Annotated in this window: 12 protein-coding genes and 1 pseudogene; 5 read left to right on the forward strand and 8 right to left on the reverse strand. The window is 74.5% G+C overall.

The annotated features are described in order from the left end of the window. Nucleotides 1-124 precede the first annotated feature (124 nt). Together ACFWP2_RS16370 and ACFWP2_RS16375 are read left to right on the forward strand one after the other, a co-directional pair. A complete protein-coding gene (locus ACFWP2_RS16370; protein ID WP_380451575.1) occupies nucleotides 125-679 on the forward strand; it encodes a hypothetical protein in 555 nt (184 codons plus the stop codon). A gap of 232 nt (nucleotides 680-911) precedes the next feature. Then, on the forward strand, nucleotides 912-4,196 hold the full coding sequence (locus tag ACFWP2_RS16375) for an SdrD B-like domain-containing protein (protein WP_380451577.1): 3,285 nt from the start codon (nucleotides 912-914) through the stop codon (nucleotides 4,194-4,196). A 122-nt stretch (nucleotides 4,197-4,318) separates the two neighbouring features. Here the strand turns inward: ACFWP2_RS16375 and ACFWP2_RS16380 are convergent, their stop codons facing one another. The 5 genes from ACFWP2_RS16380 to ACFWP2_RS16400 all read right to left on the reverse strand — a co-directional run bounded on the left by ACFWP2_RS16380 (nucleotide 4,319) and on the right by ACFWP2_RS16400 (nucleotide 8,394). Further along, the gene (locus tag ACFWP2_RS16380) at nucleotides 4,319-4,795 is read right to left on the reverse strand and encodes a hypothetical protein (RefSeq protein ID WP_380451717.1); all 477 of its coding nucleotides are present in this window, start codon (nucleotides 4,793-4,795) and stop codon (nucleotides 4,319-4,321) included. A 374-nt stretch (nucleotides 4,796-5,169) separates the two neighbouring features. Next, nucleotides 5,170-5,922 carry a choice-of-anchor P family protein gene (locus ACFWP2_RS16385; protein ID WP_380451579.1) on the reverse strand — a complete coding sequence of 251 codons (753 nt, stop codon included), beginning with the start codon at nucleotides 5,920-5,922 and terminating at the stop codon, nucleotides 5,170-5,172. A gap of 188 nt (nucleotides 5,923-6,110) precedes the next feature. After that, nucleotides 6,111-7,478: a glycosyltransferase family 2 protein gene (locus ACFWP2_RS16390; RefSeq protein ID WP_380451581.1), complete on the reverse strand. Its 1,368-nt coding sequence runs from the start codon at nucleotides 7,476-7,478 to the stop codon at nucleotides 6,111-6,113. Then, a complete protein-coding gene (locus tag ACFWP2_RS16395) occupies nucleotides 7,475-8,092 on the reverse strand; it encodes an archaeosortase/exosortase family protein (protein WP_380451583.1) in 618 nt (205 codons plus the stop codon). The genes ACFWP2_RS16390 and ACFWP2_RS16395 overlap by 4 nt, the downstream gene beginning before the upstream one ends. Before the next feature lie 59 nt (nucleotides 8,093-8,151). Then, nucleotides 8,152-8,394: a hypothetical protein gene (locus tag ACFWP2_RS16400; RefSeq protein ID WP_380451585.1), complete on the reverse strand. Its 243-nt coding sequence runs from the start codon at nucleotides 8,392-8,394 to the stop codon at nucleotides 8,152-8,154. Nucleotides 8,395-8,764: 370 nt separating this feature from the next. Here ACFWP2_RS16400 and wecB point away from each other — a divergent pair, with 370 nt between their 5' ends. Continuing rightward, nucleotides 8,765-9,982, forward strand: a complete 1,218-nt coding sequence (wecB, locus tag ACFWP2_RS16405) for a non-hydrolyzing UDP-N-acetylglucosamine 2-epimerase (protein ID WP_380451587.1) — start codon at nucleotides 8,765-8,767, stop codon at nucleotides 9,980-9,982. A 128-nt stretch (nucleotides 9,983-10,110) separates the two neighbouring features. Beyond that, entirely contained in the window at nucleotides 10,111-10,848 is a 738-nt protein-coding gene (locus ACFWP2_RS16410) for an alpha/beta fold hydrolase (RefSeq protein ID WP_380451589.1), read from the forward strand. Here the strand turns inward: ACFWP2_RS16410 and ACFWP2_RS16415 are convergent. After that, nucleotides 10,833-11,468: pseudogene (locus ACFWP2_RS16415) on the reverse strand (MFS transporter); the annotation flags it as partial. The gene ACFWP2_RS16410 and the pseudogene ACFWP2_RS16415 overlap by 16 nt on opposite strands. Here ACFWP2_RS16415 and ACFWP2_RS16420 point away from each other — a divergent pair. After that, nucleotides 11,353-11,910, forward strand: coding sequence for a TetR/AcrR family transcriptional regulator C-terminal domain-containing protein (locus ACFWP2_RS16420; RefSeq protein ID WP_380451591.1), 558 nt, complete (start codon nucleotides 11,353-11,355; stop codon nucleotides 11,908-11,910). The pseudogene ACFWP2_RS16415 and the gene ACFWP2_RS16420 overlap by 116 nt on opposite strands. Nucleotides 11,911-11,959: 49 nt before the next feature. On the opposite strand, the gene ACFWP2_RS16425 is transcribed toward ACFWP2_RS16420, so the two are convergent. Together ACFWP2_RS16425 and ACFWP2_RS16430 are read right to left on the reverse strand one after the other, a co-directional pair. After that, entirely contained in the window at nucleotides 11,960-12,712 is a 753-nt protein-coding gene (locus ACFWP2_RS16425; protein ID WP_380451593.1) for an SDR family NAD(P)-dependent oxidoreductase, read from the reverse strand. A gap of 175 nt (nucleotides 12,713-12,887) precedes the next feature. After that, a complete protein-coding gene (locus tag ACFWP2_RS16430; RefSeq protein ID WP_380451595.1) occupies nucleotides 12,888-13,685 on the reverse strand; it encodes a metal-dependent hydrolase in 798 nt (265 codons plus the stop codon). Nucleotides 13,686-13,884: the final 199 nt, after the last annotated feature.

Below are 13,884 nucleotides of genomic sequence, written 5' to 3' on the forward strand. Positions count from 1 at the left end.
ACAGCAGAATGCACGACAGGTAAGGCCGGGCCCGGGGGTGCTCCCCCGGGCCCGGCCGCTTGTGCGCGTCGATGATCATCCGGGCGTAGGCTCTCGGCTGATCACAGGGGCAGGAGAGGAAGACATGGGCCAGAAGATCATCCGGTTCTCGGACCTGACCGGCAGGCACGCGGAGGACGACCGGGACCTGGTGCGGGTGGTGGTGCTCCAGCACCCCGACCTGACGGACGGTCCGGTCGAGATCGACGCCCTCGCCGGGGAGTTGGGCGAGGTGCGGGAGCTGGCGCTCGACCTGGTCACGATCGAGCTGCACCACCCGGACCGGGCGGAACCGCAGACGGTGGTGATGGAGGCCGAGACCTTCGACCGGCTGGCCTCGGCCGCGCCGATGGCCGAGGTGCTGCGCGGCGCCAGGCCGGCCGCCCGGGCCGCCGAGTCCGCGACGGCCGCCGCCGGCAACCGGGAGCGGGTCAACTACGGCAGCCTGGAACACGCCGGGCGGCCGCACAAGGGCCGCACCACCGAGGCGGAGAAGCAGCTCGTCCAGCAGAACCTGGACAAGATCAACGAGCGGCTCGCCGCCGAGGGTGTCCGCACGATCGACCCGGAGAACGTCGAGCACGTGACCCGCTACGGCCTGGACACCCTGGCCCGGGAGACGGGCGTGATGTTCGGCTGAGCGGCCCGGCCGCCCCGCCCGCGCGGCAGGGGCGGCCGGCCGGCTCCACGCGGCCCGTCGCCCTCCGGCCGTACGACGCACCGGCCGTCAGGGGCCGTCAGGGGCCGTACCGGGCGTCGGCCGTCCGGGGGCGCGGTGCGGCCGGGCGGGCGACCGCCGCGCAGGTGAATCGCGGTGACCGTCCCTCGTGTCGCCGACCGGCCCGAAGGGGCCATCGGCTGGACTGCGCGCTATGCGTATTCCACACCGGACCGGGCGGATCGCCTCGGTCCTGGCGCTGGTGGCGGGCTCGCTGCTGAGCAGCAGCGTGCTGGCCCCACCGGCCCAGGCCGCGATCTCCTTCACCAAGAGCGTCGACAAGGCGACCGTCTCCCCGGGGGAGAACGTCACCTACACCCTGCGCTACACCTGCTCCATCACCGAGTGCACGGGCGGGCACATCCTCGACACCCTGCCCTCGAACATGCAGTTCCTCGGCTGGACGCCGGACCCGTCCTCGGTGGACGTGGCCGCCTCCACCGTGCCCGCCGCGGGCGCGATGGGCGGCACGATGGACATCCGGCTGAAGGACCTGAGTCCGGGCACCACCGCCACCGTCACGGTGACGATGAAGTACCCGAACTTCACCACCCCGAACGGCGCCACCTCGACCAACTCGGCCACCATGTCGGCCAACGGCGAGCCCACCCAGTCCGCGAGCGCCGACACCACCGCCCAGGTGCAACCGCAGTACACGGTGACCAAGGGCATCCAGACCTCCAGCAGCGACGGACGCACCGTCACCTACCAGTTCACCGCCTGCGCCACCGACAACGTGCCCAACGTCGACCTCGACACCAGCCGACTGCTGGACACCCTGCCGCCCGGCGCGGTGGTGGACACCGGCCGCTCGCCGGGCTGGTCCCAGGTCGCGCCCGGCCCCGACACCTGGGGCTACGACATCGGCCCCTTCGTCTCCGGCAACGGGCGCGGCGGCTGCCGCATCCCCGGCGTCCTGGTGGTCAACTACCCGGAGGCCTCCTTCCCGGACGGCACGACCGCCGAGAACCTCGTGGACCTGTACGGCGACCCGATCGGGCCGGACCCCGACCGCAGGCTCGACTCCGCGAACGCCACCACCAGCCCGTTCCGCCCGCCGGCCACCGGCGTGGTGGTGACCGCCAGCAAGGTCTGGCGCGACACCACCACCAACGGCGACCTCAACTCCTTCGGCCTGTCCGCCACCAACACCGCCGGCCCGGCCACCAGCCTGACCATCACCGACCCCGGCGCCGGCAGCACCGACGGCGTCTACAACTGGATCTTCCCGCAGTCCCTCCAGCTGGAGCCGTGGAACCCGACCAGCATCCTGCTGACCCTCCAGTACCGGCTCAACGGCGACCCCACCTGGCACACCTTCACCCCCGGCACCCCGTTCAACGGCTCCGGCGACCGCCGGATCACCTTCGAACAGGGAGCGGGCGACCCGGCCAACGACGTGCTCGGCATCCCGGCCGGGCGGTGGCTGGACGGCCTCAGGTTCACCTGGAACGGCCCGATCCCCACCGGCTGGAGCCCGGGCAACTCGGTGCAGCTGGTCACCCAGGTCGCCACCCCCGGCCACGACGGGCGCCCGGCCCCCGAGCCGCTGACCAACTGCGTGGACACCAGCGCCACCGACGGCACCCACAACGCCACCGCCAACGCCTGCGCGCAGACCACCATCACCCAGGCCACCAACCTCGGCGCGGCCAAGACCACCGTCTCCGGCGAGCTGTCCGCCCCCGGCGGCACGGCGACCTTCCAGGTCATCCCGTACAACCGCAGCGCCCGCGACCTCGACCGGCCGCTCGTCCTCTACGACGTGCTGCCGGCCGGCGTGGTCTACATCGACGGCTCCGCCCGCCCGGACCCGAACTACCCCGATGCCAAGGCCCCCTCGTCGATCACCGTCACCCCCGGCCCGGACGGCCGGCAGATCCTCCGGATGGAGTGGCCGGCCGGCGCACCGGACTCGACGTACCTGCACGACCACCTGGCCTACCGGATGCTCTTCGACGTCCAGGTCGCCAGCAGCATCCGCTCCGGTGACCTCGTCAACGACGTCTACGTCACCGTGGACCGGCCCACCGCCCCGGTCGCCTGCATGTTCTCCGGCTCCGACAGCGGCAGCACCCCGGACGTCCTCGACCTCAACGGCAACGGCGACACCACCGAGCTGCTCTGCCACGCCTCCTCGCAGATCCGGGTGGACGTGCCGTCGGTGCTGCGCTCGTACAAGGAGGTCAAGGGCGACCTCGACGCCGACTACGTGAGCATCGGCACCGCCACCCCCGGCGGCCGGATCTCCTACCGGATGACCGTGCGCAACGACTCCCCCGACCCGGTCACCGACTTCATCGCCTACGACAAGCTCCCCACCCCGGGCGACAACTACGTGCTCACCCAGGACGCCGCGCGCGGCAGCTCCTGGACCCCGTCGCTCAGCGAGCCGATCACCAGCAGCGACCCCACCGTGCTGATCGAGTACACCACCGACCCCAACCCCTGCGTGGAGCCCGTCCTCGTCGACCGCACCGGCTGCAACAGCGCGGCGGTCTGGAGCACCACCTTCCCCGGCCCCGGAACGGCCACCTGGTTCCGCCTCCACCGCCCCGGCACCATGGCCTCCGGCGAGTCCTTCACCCTGACCTGGCCGATGGTCGCCTCCTACGACGCACCGGAGGGCGAATACGCCTGGAACAGCTTCGCGTACACCGCCACCGACGCCGCCGGGCGCCAGCTGCTGCCGGCCGAGCCCGCCAAGGTCGGCGTCGCGGTCAAGCGCGTCACGCCGTCCGACAACGCGCTGGGCGACTTCGTCTGGCAGGACAAGGACGGCTCCGGCGTCCAGAAGCCCGGTGACACCGGGATCGCCGGGGTCACCGTGCACCTGCTGGACGGCAACGGCCAGCCGGTGCGGGACAAGGACGGCAAGCCGGTCACCACGGTGACCGACGCCACCGGCCACTACCTCTTCGACAACCTGCCGGACGGCAGCTACGCGGTGCGGTTCGACCTGACCACCCTGCCCAAGGGCGCCACCGTCACCAAGCAGCACGCCGGCACCGACCCGGCCAAGGACTCGGACGCCGACCCGGCCACCGGCATCACCCGGACCGTCACCCTCAGCGGCGGACAGCGCGACCTCGACCTCGACATGGGCGTCGTCCTCCAGACCAGCTCGCCCTCGCCGTCGCCGTCGCCCTCTCCCTCGCCGACCTCATCGCCGTCGCCGTCGCCGTCGCCGAGCCCGAGTTCGTCGCCGTCGCCGACCTCCTCGCCGACTTCCTCGCCGACCTTCTCGCCCAGCCCGACGGCCTCCGCGACCCACACCCACACCCACCCGCACACGCCTCGCCCGTCGGAGAGCGGCGAGCTGCCGCACACCGGCGGCTCCTCCCCGGACACCCTCGTCGCGGCACTCGGAGCCATCGCCCTGCTCGGCGGCGGCACCCTCTGCTTCGTCGCCTACCGCCGACCGGGCCGACACGGCTGACGCCCCCCGGACCCCGCCCACACACCAGTGGCGCCGCCCCGTCGAGGGCGGCGCCACTGGCGCGTTCGGGCGCGTTCGGGAGCGGACCCGGCCGAGCCGTCTCGGCGGCCGGCTCGGCGGTCCTAGTCGAGCTGGGACAGCGCGTCGGTGACCAGCTTGGTGGCGAAGTCCTGGCCGTTGCCGGAGATCCGGTTGATGTACTCGGCGAGCAGCACCGCCGTGGCCTCCAGGGGGTTCATCTCCTCCTTGGTCCACGGCCCGTACTGGGCGCGCCACAGGTTGGGGCTCAGCCCGGTGCCGGCGGCGATGAGCAGGCCGGCCATGGTGGGGATCACCTCCGGGCTGAAGGTCCTCGGCATCATGCGCATGGTGGCCACCAGGCTGGGGATCGCGTGCTCCAGCACGTCCTCCTCGTGCTTCTCGAAGGCCGAGCGCAGCCAGTTCATGTAGATGTAGACGAGCGTGCAGGCGCCCTCCACCAGCGCCTCGGCCTCCTCGGGGCCGAAGGACGCGGTGAGCTGCTCGACCATCCGCTGGTGCTCGGGGTCCGTCCCGGACTTGCCGTCGTAGACGGACCTGAGCCGGGAGTCGACCACCATGAGCGCTGCGCTCACATCGCCGACGGGAGCGTGCTGGGGGTCGCAGGACGACACGGGACTCCTCCTAGGACGGCCACGGCCGGGACGGCCGGTCGGTCGGTCGGTTCGAAGGGTAGGCGACCGATCGGACGGATCCGGTCGTGCCCAGCCCCGGGTGACGGCCCGCCAGTGCCGCCCCGGGCTGACCGGGGCGGCACGGCCGCGGTGGGACGGGCCCCGCCCCCGCTTCCCGTCACCCGGCGGCGGTGCCTCACACATCAGAGTGAGCCCCGGAAGCCGAGTTGACGACGGCGGATCGAGGGTGGGCCGGCGGCGGATCGAGGGCGGCAGGCCGTTGTCCGTGACGGCCTCCCGCCCTCTCCCCCTCCCTCCCGTCAGACGGCCGACGCGGCCGACCGGGCGTTGCGGCGGCGGACGTAGACGGTGGCGAGGACGCCGGCGAGCACCGCGCCACCGCCCATCCCCGCGACGGACGGGTTGATCATCGGCACGGCGGCCGCGGGCTCGGCCCCGCCGCACTCGGCGTGGCCGATGACCAGGTTGGCGCCGTTCAGCGACGGCAGCAGGGTGATGTGGACGGCGTTGACGGTCAGGACGCCGTTGGCGTCGGTGGTCTGCTCGTTGAGGACGATCGAGCCGACGAGCGGGATGTCGACCTTGGTGTTGGCCGGGGCGTTGGCCTGGAGGTTGACCGGGAGGAGGCCGACGGTGACCGACCCGCCCGCTATCAGGCCGCTGCCGGTGGCCCCGGTGGGAGTGGCGGTGCAGGTCGAGTTGACGCCGGTCAGGGAGACCGAGGCGACACCGAGGTCGAGTCCGAGCTTGTCGACCGTCGCCGAGGCCGAGGCGGTGCCGTCGGCCGGGTTCCCGGCGGTGGTCGCGGTGAGCGTGGAGTTGGTGGCGACCGGACCGACGTTGAGACCGATCAGGGTCCGGGTGCCGCCGGAGGGGTACGTCGACTCGGGCGAGGGCGCCACGGCGACCATCCCGCCCAACGCCTGCGTGGAGACGACGTAGGCGTCCGCCGTGGGGGCGGGCAGCGCGGCGTGGGCCGGGGAGGCCACGGACAGGACTCCGACGGCGAGCGCGGTGCCGGCGAGGACGCGGTTGCGGGTGCGAGTTCTCACGGGTTGGCCTTTCGGACGGGGGCACGGCGGAGCTGTGCGTCCGCGGTGCGGGGCAGGAAGGGGGGTGGTGCGTGGTGCGTCGTGGTGGTGAGGGTGCGTGGTGGTGCGTGGTGGTGCGTCGACTCCGCCGGCCGGCCGTGGTGTTCGCTTCGGCCACGGCCTCCGCGGCCGGGGAGAAGTCCCGGTGCTCAGGCGGTGGCGATCTCCTGGGCGGCGGGCGCCGGCAGCGGCTCGGCCGTACGGGCCGTCTTGTGCCAGGAGCCCTTGCGTCGCACGATCCGCCAGAAGGCGCGGATCGCGACGAGGTAGGTGGTCGCGGCGTAGACCGCGAGGGCGAGGCCGTAGCCGAGCGCGGCCCGGTGGCTGATCCCCGGTTCGCCGCGCAGCCGGTACAGCGGCCCCCAGAGGGCGAACTCGGCGACCCCCACGACCAGGTAGAGCGCGATCAGCACCGCGCCGCCCTGGCGGAGGAAGGCGAGCACGAACGCGGGGTAGCAGACCACGTTGTAGCCGAAGACGGCGATCGGCACGGTGTAGACCACCAGGCCGACGACCTGGAGCCAGGGCTGGACCATGAAGTAGAGGACCTCCAGGAAGCCCGGCGTGGTGAACTCCCGGGAGCGCCAGACCTGCCGCAGGTACGGCGCGCACTGCATCGAGCCCTGCGCCCAGCGGACCCGCTGGGTGATCAACTGCCGTACGTTCCAGAGGGCTTCCTGGTCCACCCAGGCGGTCGTGGTGTAGCCGTTGCGCCAGCCGGCCAGCATCATCCGCAGCCCGAGCTCGAAGTCCTCCAGCAGCGCCCGGCCCCACGGCCCGTCGCCGTCCCGGTCGATCGAACGCAGCGCGCTGAGCCGGTTGGCCTGGCCGTTGCCGCCCACGTTGACGGTCCGGGTGAGCCGGCGGGTGATCTGGATGGCGGAGATCGGCCCGCGGAACTCGATGTCCTGGAGCCGGGCCAGCAGTCGGGCGAACCGGTTGGCGAGGCGCCCCCGGTGGGGCAGCGGAACGGCCACGTCGCGGTTGGACATCCGGACCTCGACCTGGACGGCGCCGATGCCCGGGTCGCCGAAGAAGGACGCTCCGGCGAAGGTGTCCAGCATCCCCGGGGAGGGCCGTCCGTCGGCGTCCAGGACGATCAGCACGACCCGGTCGGCGTCGGCGCGCCCCGGCAGCCAGGCTTCGAGCGCCCGGTACCCGGCGTTCAGGGCGTCGCCCTTGCCGGTGCGCGCCTGCGGCAGCCGCCGTCCGACCAGGTGGACGGGCCGCCCCTCGGCGGCCCTGGCCCGCACCACCTCGGCGGTCCGGTCCTCGGAGTGGTCGTCGACGACCCAGACCCGGGCCGCGGGGAAGTGCCGGGCGAGGTAGTCCAGGGTGGTGCCGATCACGGCCTCCTCGTCCCGGCAGGGTATGAGGAAGTGCCAGTCGAACCGGGCCGGGTCGCCCGGGGCGTCCGGGCGGGCCCGCAGGAAGTTGCGCACGATCACCGCGACGTAGGCGAGGAAGCCGATCCCCAGCACGAAGGAGAGGGAGACGGACAGGTCGAGCAGGGTCACGGCGCATCGACCTCCGCGTCGTGGGCGGACGCCCGGGTGATCAGGAAGAGGAAGAGCAGCAGCGCGACCAGGCCGGCGGCCATCATCAGCACCGAGCCGAACAGGACGTGCGTCCAGCCGAACCCCTCGTCGCCGTAGCGGTGTTGCATGGCGACGATGAGCGTCAGCCGGCCCAGGTTGGCCGCGACGACCAGGGCCGCCGCCAGGACGAAGCCCAGCAGGACCCTCGCCGGCCCGCGGGTGCCGAACAGCAGCAGGACTCCGGCCAGCAGGGCCAGCGGGGCGATCAGCAGGGCACTGCTGCACCCGGTGGTCAGGGCGATCCCGCGCCCGAACCCGCTCGCGTCGCCGGCGTAGAGCACCGGCGCGTCGGGCGCCGCGAGCAGCAGGGTCCGCAGGCCGAGCGCGTGGGAGACGAACCACCGTGCCCCGGCCATCTCGTGGAACCGGTAGGCGCGTTCGCCGGCGACCAGCACTCCGCACAGGCCCAGCAGCAGCGGGCCGGTCACCCCGGCGAGCACCCGGCCGGGCAGCGGGGTCCGGCCGTGCCGCGCCTGCGGCGGGCGGGCCGGGCCCGGTGGCCGGGCGGGTTGCGGGTACACGTCTGCGGTCACGAGGAAACCCCTTGGGAGGAAGGCGGGTTGGCGAAGGGCGACGGGGCGGGGCGCGGTGGCTACCGGCCGTCGCGGTTCCGGCCGTCGCGGTTCGCGTCGTCGCGCTTCCGGCCGTCGCGGTTCGGGTCGGCCGGTTCCTCCCGGTCGGCGGCCAGCCGGCTGCGCCGCAGCAGCGCGACGCCCACCAGCAGCAGGGCCGTCCCGGCCGCCGCCACCAGACCGAGGCCGGGCGAGCCGGTCGAGGCCAGCACGCCGCCGCCGGCCGCCGTCGGGGGAAGGCCGCCGCCTATGGGTCCGTACATGGGTGGTTCCTCTCGTTGCGACCGGGTTGTCCCGATCTTTGCGATCTGGAGCCGTATGTTGCTGGGCTGATCGGATGATCCGAAAGATCCGCCGCGCCCCTTCGGGTGGAAATCACCCGTTTGCCGCAACCGGCCGCGCGGGGGCGCCGACGGGCCGGTATCCGTGAGCGCCGACCGCCCGCCAAGTGGGCGCGGGGCGAGCGGTGTTGATGCACCGGTACACGAACCGACGCGGGGTGCACCGCAGGCCGCGAGCACCCTTGTCGGCCAAGTGGGTGACATTGCTCCGACCGGGGGATCTTTCTTGCGAATCCCCCCATATCGTCTGCTGATACTTCCCCGCCCCACCCCCTCGTCCCTTCGGAGCGCCATGTCCTCGACCGATGTCGCCCTGGTCCTCGGAACCCGGCCGGAGATCGTCAAACTCGCCGGAGTGGCCCGCCTCCTCGGCCCGCAGGCCCGCATCGTCTGGAGCGGCCAGCACTGGGACCCGGCCCTCACCAGCACCTTCTTCACCCAGTACGGCCTCCCCCGCCCGCACCACCTGCTGACGGGCGTCGGCGGCGAGCCGCGCGGCCGCCAGATCGGCCGGATGGTCAGCACCTTGAGCGACCACCTCGCGGCCCGGCCCCCGGCCGCCGTGGTCGTCCAGGGCGACACCAACACCGCCGCCGCGGGCGCCCTCGCCGCGCACTGCGCGGGCATACCCGTCGTCCACGTCGAGGCCGGCCTGCGCTCCTTCGACCCCGGCATGCCCGAGGAGGCCAACCGCCGCCTGATCGCGCCGCTCGCCGACCTGCACTGCGCCCCCACCGCGACCGCGGCGGCGCACCTGCTGCGCGAGGGGATCGACCCGGAACAGGTGGTGATCACCGGCAACACCGTCGTCGAGGCGACCCTGGAGACCCTGCCCGCCGACGCCGAGGCCCGCCGCATCGTGGCCGGACACGCCGTCACCCCCGGCGGCTACGTGCTCGCCACCATCCACCGCCCCGAGAACACCGACGACGCCGCGCGGCTCGCCCAGATCCTCGACCAGCTCGCCGCCCTGGACCTCCCGGTGCTGCTGCCGCTGCACCCCCGCACCAGGGCCGCCGTCGAGGCGTTCGGCCTGCGCCGCCCGGTCGCGCGGCTGCACCGGATCGAGCCGCTGGACCACGCGGGCTTCCTCGCCCTGGCCCGGCACTGCCGCCTGCTGGTGTCCGACTCCGGCGGGATCCAGGAGGAGTGCACCGTGCTCAAGCGCCCGCTCGTGGTGGTGCGCAACTCCACCGAGCGCCCCGAGGCCGTCCGGGCCGGCTTCGCCCGGCTCGCCCGCCCCGGCCACGAACTCGCCCGCGCCCTGCGGGACCTGCTGGCCGACGAGGCCGCCGCCGAACGGCTGGCGGACCTCCCCTCGCCGTACGGCAGCGGGCAGGCGAGCGCCGAGATCGTCGCCGCGGTCCGCAGCCGCTACCTCGCCCCCGAACGGCTCCCCAGCCGGACCGGCCGCTCCGCTGCCCCGGGCCAGGGGCTCCTCGGGGTCGGGATCGGGGACGGCCCCGAGGTGCGGCCGGCGCGGGCGCCGCTGGCTCCGCACGGCGGGTGACCGGCCGCGTCCCGGGGCTTTCCGGGGCTCGGCAGGTCGGCGACGCGCCCGCCGTCACACCGCCGTCACGTTCCCCCTGGATACTCGGAAGGCCCACCGCCCGCGCCCCGTATGACGGAGGACCGCAGATGACCGCCGGCACCGACCGCCCCGCCTTCCTGCTGGTCCACGGAGCCTGGCACGGCGCCTGGTGTTGGGACGCCCTGCGCACCGCCCTCGACGCCGCCGGGTGGCACTCCCACGCCGTGGACCTGCCCAGCGCCGCCGCCCACGCCGACGGTGCCCGGCCGGCGGGCCTGCCGGAGGACGCCGCCGCGATCCGCGACCACCTGCGGCGGATCGACGGCCCGGTGGTGACGGTCGCCCACTCCTACGGCGGCGCCCCCACCACCGAGGCCATCGCGGGCGCCGCCAACGTGGTGCGGGCGGTGTACCTCGCCGCCTTCCAACTGGACGCGGGGGAAAGCGTGTTCTCCTTCCTGGGGACTCCCGCGCCGAAGGACGACTCGGGCCGCACCCCGCCGAACCCCGACGCCCGCCGCCTGTACTACGCCGACGTCCCCGCCGCCGAGGCCGACCGCGCCGAGGCCCGGATGACCCCGCAGAGCGTCCGGTCCTTCACCCAGCCGGTGACCACCGCGGGCTGGCGCACCGTCCCCTCCAGCTACATCGTGTGCGAGCACGACCAGGCCCTCGAACCGGCACGGCAGCACGAGCTCGCCGCGCGTGCCGACACCGTCCACCGACTGCCCAGCGGCCACGCCCCGTTCCTCTCCATGCCCGGGGAACTCGCCGTCCTGCTGGGGCGGATCGCCGCCGCCGTCCCGCCGCGGGGGGCCCGCGCCCGGAGTCAGCGGGGGCGCTGACGGCGTCCGGGAAGGCCCGCCGCGTCCGGCCGACCGCCCCTCAGCCGCCCGGCCGAGAAGGGCAGGAAGGCGAGGCCGGTGGCGGCGGCGCCCAGGCCCAGCACCTGCTGGAGGTAGAGGGAGACGAAGTAGAAGGCGGTGAACTGCCCCGCGGCGGCCAGGAACACCAGCACGTTGGCACCGGCCACCCAGCGGCTGCGCAGCAGGCCGAGGCGGAGCAGCGGCGCGGAGGTCCTGGTCTCGGTGACGGCGAAGGCGGCCAGCAGCGCGACCGCGGCGGTGAGCGTCCCCAGGGTGGCCGGGGAGCCCCACCCCCGGGCGTCCGTGCGGACGACGCCGAACACCAGCAGCCCGACCCCGGCGGTCGCGAGGACGGCGCCGAGCACGTCCGGCCGCTCCCGCCGCACGGGCGGCGCCGGGGCCGGGGCCGCTGCGGGCGCCTCGGCGGGGCCGTCGGCCGGCAGCAGCGCGAGTGCCACCGCCACGATCGGCGGGTTGACCAGCATGACCCAGCGCCAGCTCGCGTACTCGGTCAGCAGTCCGCCCGCCAGCACGCCCAGTGCCCCGCCCGCGGCGTTGGCCTCGCTCCACACGCCGAGCGCGCGCACCCGCCGGGGGCCTTCGGTGAAGGTGGTGGTGAGCAGCGCGAGCGCGGCCGGGGCCGCCGCCGCGGCGGCCGCCATCCACGAGGCGCTCGCCGCCTGCCCGTGGATCGTCGAGGTGCTGACCGGGGACAGCCTGATGTCCGCCCACTCGCTGTGGTTCGTCGAGCAGATCGTCGACGGCCTGGTCGCCTGCGGCCTCTCGCCGGAGCGGGCCGTCCAGGGCTACCGTGCGATCTGGTACTACACCGCCGGCGAGATCATGGTCCGCGCCACGGCGGCCCGACGCCGGCCCGACGACGACCGCCCGACCCACCGGCAGCAGGTCTTCGCCGACCTCGACCCGGGCCGGCTCCCCCGCCTGGCCCGATTCGCCGACCGCTGGGCCCCGCTCACCGCCCAGGACACCTACCGGGACGGCCTCCGCGCCCTGGTGGACGGCCTCCTCGCGGCCGGCTGAGCGGAGCCCGCCCCGACCGGGGCCCCTGCCGCCCGACGTGGGATCCGGCCTACTTCCCGACCAGGATCCGGCCGACCAAACCGCTGAGCGCGCGGGGCGCCAGGCGCCGGGCCGTCCACATGGCCCGGGTGCCGCGCCCGGGGAAGGCCCACGCCCGTCCGCGCGCCAGCGCGCGGTCCATCGAGTCCAGCACCTTCTCCGGGCTCAACCCCCGCCGCGGACCGAGCAGTTCGGGAGTCACCAGCCGGATGCGGGCCAGCATCGGGGTCTCCACGGCGGGCGGGCAGACGCACAGCACCCGGATGCCGTCACCGCGGTGCTCGGCCGCGACGATCTCGGCGAGGAAGTGGACCGCGGCCTTGGCCGCGCCGTACGCGCCGCCCAGCGGGACGGGCACCCAGCCGCCGATGGAGCCGAAGAGCACCAGCTGGCCCCCGCCCCGCGCTGCCATCACGGGCACCACGGCCCGGACCATGTGGAGCGTGCCCCCGTACAGGACGTCCATCAGCCGCAGGGTGTCCGCCGGCTCCGCGTCGAGCAGCCGTCCCATGGTGGCCACGGCGGCGCAGTGCACCAGCCGGCGGGGCGGCCCCAGCTCGCGGCCGACGTCACCGACCACGGCGACGACCGCCGCGTGGTCCGTGACGTCGCAGACGAACGGGCGTACCCCGGGGGCGAGTTCGGCCAGCGCGTCGAGCCCGGCCGCGTCGACGTCGACCGCCGCGACCGCCCAGCCCGCCCGCGCCAGCCGCAGCGCCGCCGCCCGGCCGATCCCACTGGCGGCACCGGTGACGATCGCCACCTCCCCCGGCACTCCCGGCTTTCCCTGCTCTCTCGGCTCTCTCGGCACGGACGCCATCTGCCACGCTCCCAAGGCTGCGAGGACCACCGGACCGATCCCTACCCGGCCGACGTCCCCCCAACTCCCTTCCCCCGAGGGCCGGTCAGCCTCGCCCGCCGCCTCACCCGCCGCCCCGTCAGCTGGCGAAGAAGCCGAGCGCCCCCACCGCACAGACCCCGCCGACCCCCATGAACACCGGGGTCAGCACCTTGAGCTCCACCCAGCTGCCGGCCCGGAACCGCATGCCCTTCGGCGGCCCGATCGGGTACCAGCGCCGACGCCCGATCGGGATCGGCCACAGCACCGGGCAGCCCGAGACGGTCAGCGCGTCCCCCAGGCAGTGCACCAGCGCGCCGAGCGCGATCGGCAGCCCGATCCACAGGTACTGCTGCCCGGGCTCCTCGAACAGCCACTGCGAGCCGTTGCCGGGCTTGTCGAGGACCTCCGCGAGCATCCACGCGCTGGTCGCCCCCAGCAGCCACACCAGGACGTCACTGGAGACCCGGGCGTGCCGCCACAGCAGGCCCTCGATCGCCAGCACCATGTGCACGAACAGCACCACCAGCACACCCCAGCGGCCGCCGTACACGGCCACCGCCGCGGCGCCCGCCCCGCACAGCACCGCCCAGAGCCAGGTGTGCGTCAGCGTCCGGTGCCCGCCCGAACGCCTCGGGTCGCCCTTGCCCCGGGTGGCCTTGTACACCGCGTACGACAGGTTGTCGATCACCTCGCACAGCGCCCGGGACACCGGCCCGAACGCCCGGGATATCGTCGCCGCCTTGTGGTCCAGGTCCGGCGCCAGCGCCGCCCCCGCGCAGATCAGCGCCCCCGCGAGCAGGACCGGCCAGGGCATCGGCTCCCCCATCCCGGCCGCCACCGCGCCCACCCCCAGCCATGCGGCCGCACCCGACAGCGAATGCGCCGGTCCCATCATGTCCGTACACCACCGATCCTGATCAGCTCGGCCCTCACCGCGAGGACCTGACGTCACGGCAGCCTATCCGTCCAAGATCACCGACCGGTTCCCCTCCCCCCCCCCCCCCCCCCCCCCGGGGGGGGGGGGGGGGGGGGGCCCCCCGCCCCGCCCCCCCGCCCGGCCCCCGCCGGGCCCCCCCGCCGCGGGGAGCCGGCCG

The organism is Kitasatospora sp. NPDC058444, assembly GCF_042721415.1.
In the GTDB taxonomy this organism is placed as follows: Bacteria; Actinomycetota; Actinomycetes; order Streptomycetales; family Streptomycetaceae; genus Kitasatospora.

Bases quoted from the DNA above. Each gene is read 5' to 3' on its own strand.
- ACFWP2_RS16380 (WP_380451717.1), bottom strand. From the start codon at position 4,795: ATGGTGGTCGACTCCCGGCTCAGGTCCGTCTACGACGGCAAGTCCGGG.
- ACFWP2_RS16375 (WP_380451577.1), top strand. From the start codon at position 912: ATGCGTATTCCACACCGGACCGGGCGGATCGCCTCGGTCCTGGCGCTG.
- ACFWP2_RS16400 (WP_380451585.1), bottom strand. From the start codon at position 8,394: ATGTACGGACCCATAGGCGGCGGCCTTCCCCCGACGGCGGCCGGCGGC.
- ACFWP2_RS16410 (WP_380451589.1), top strand. From the start codon at position 10,111: ATGACCGCCGGCACCGACCGCCCCGCCTTCCTGCTGGTCCACGGAGCC.
- wecB (WP_380451587.1), top strand. From the start codon at position 8,765: ATGTCCTCGACCGATGTCGCCCTGGTCCTCGGAACCCGGCCGGAGATC.
- ACFWP2_RS16430 (WP_380451595.1), bottom strand. From the start codon at position 13,685: ATGATGGGACCGGCGCATTCGCTGTCGGGTGCGGCCGCATGGCTGGGG.
- ACFWP2_RS16370 (WP_380451575.1), top strand. From the start codon at position 125: ATGGGCCAGAAGATCATCCGGTTCTCGGACCTGACCGGCAGGCACGCG.
- ACFWP2_RS16420 (WP_380451591.1), top strand. From the start codon at position 11,353: ATGACCCAGCGCCAGCTCGCGTACTCGGTCAGCAGTCCGCCCGCCAGC.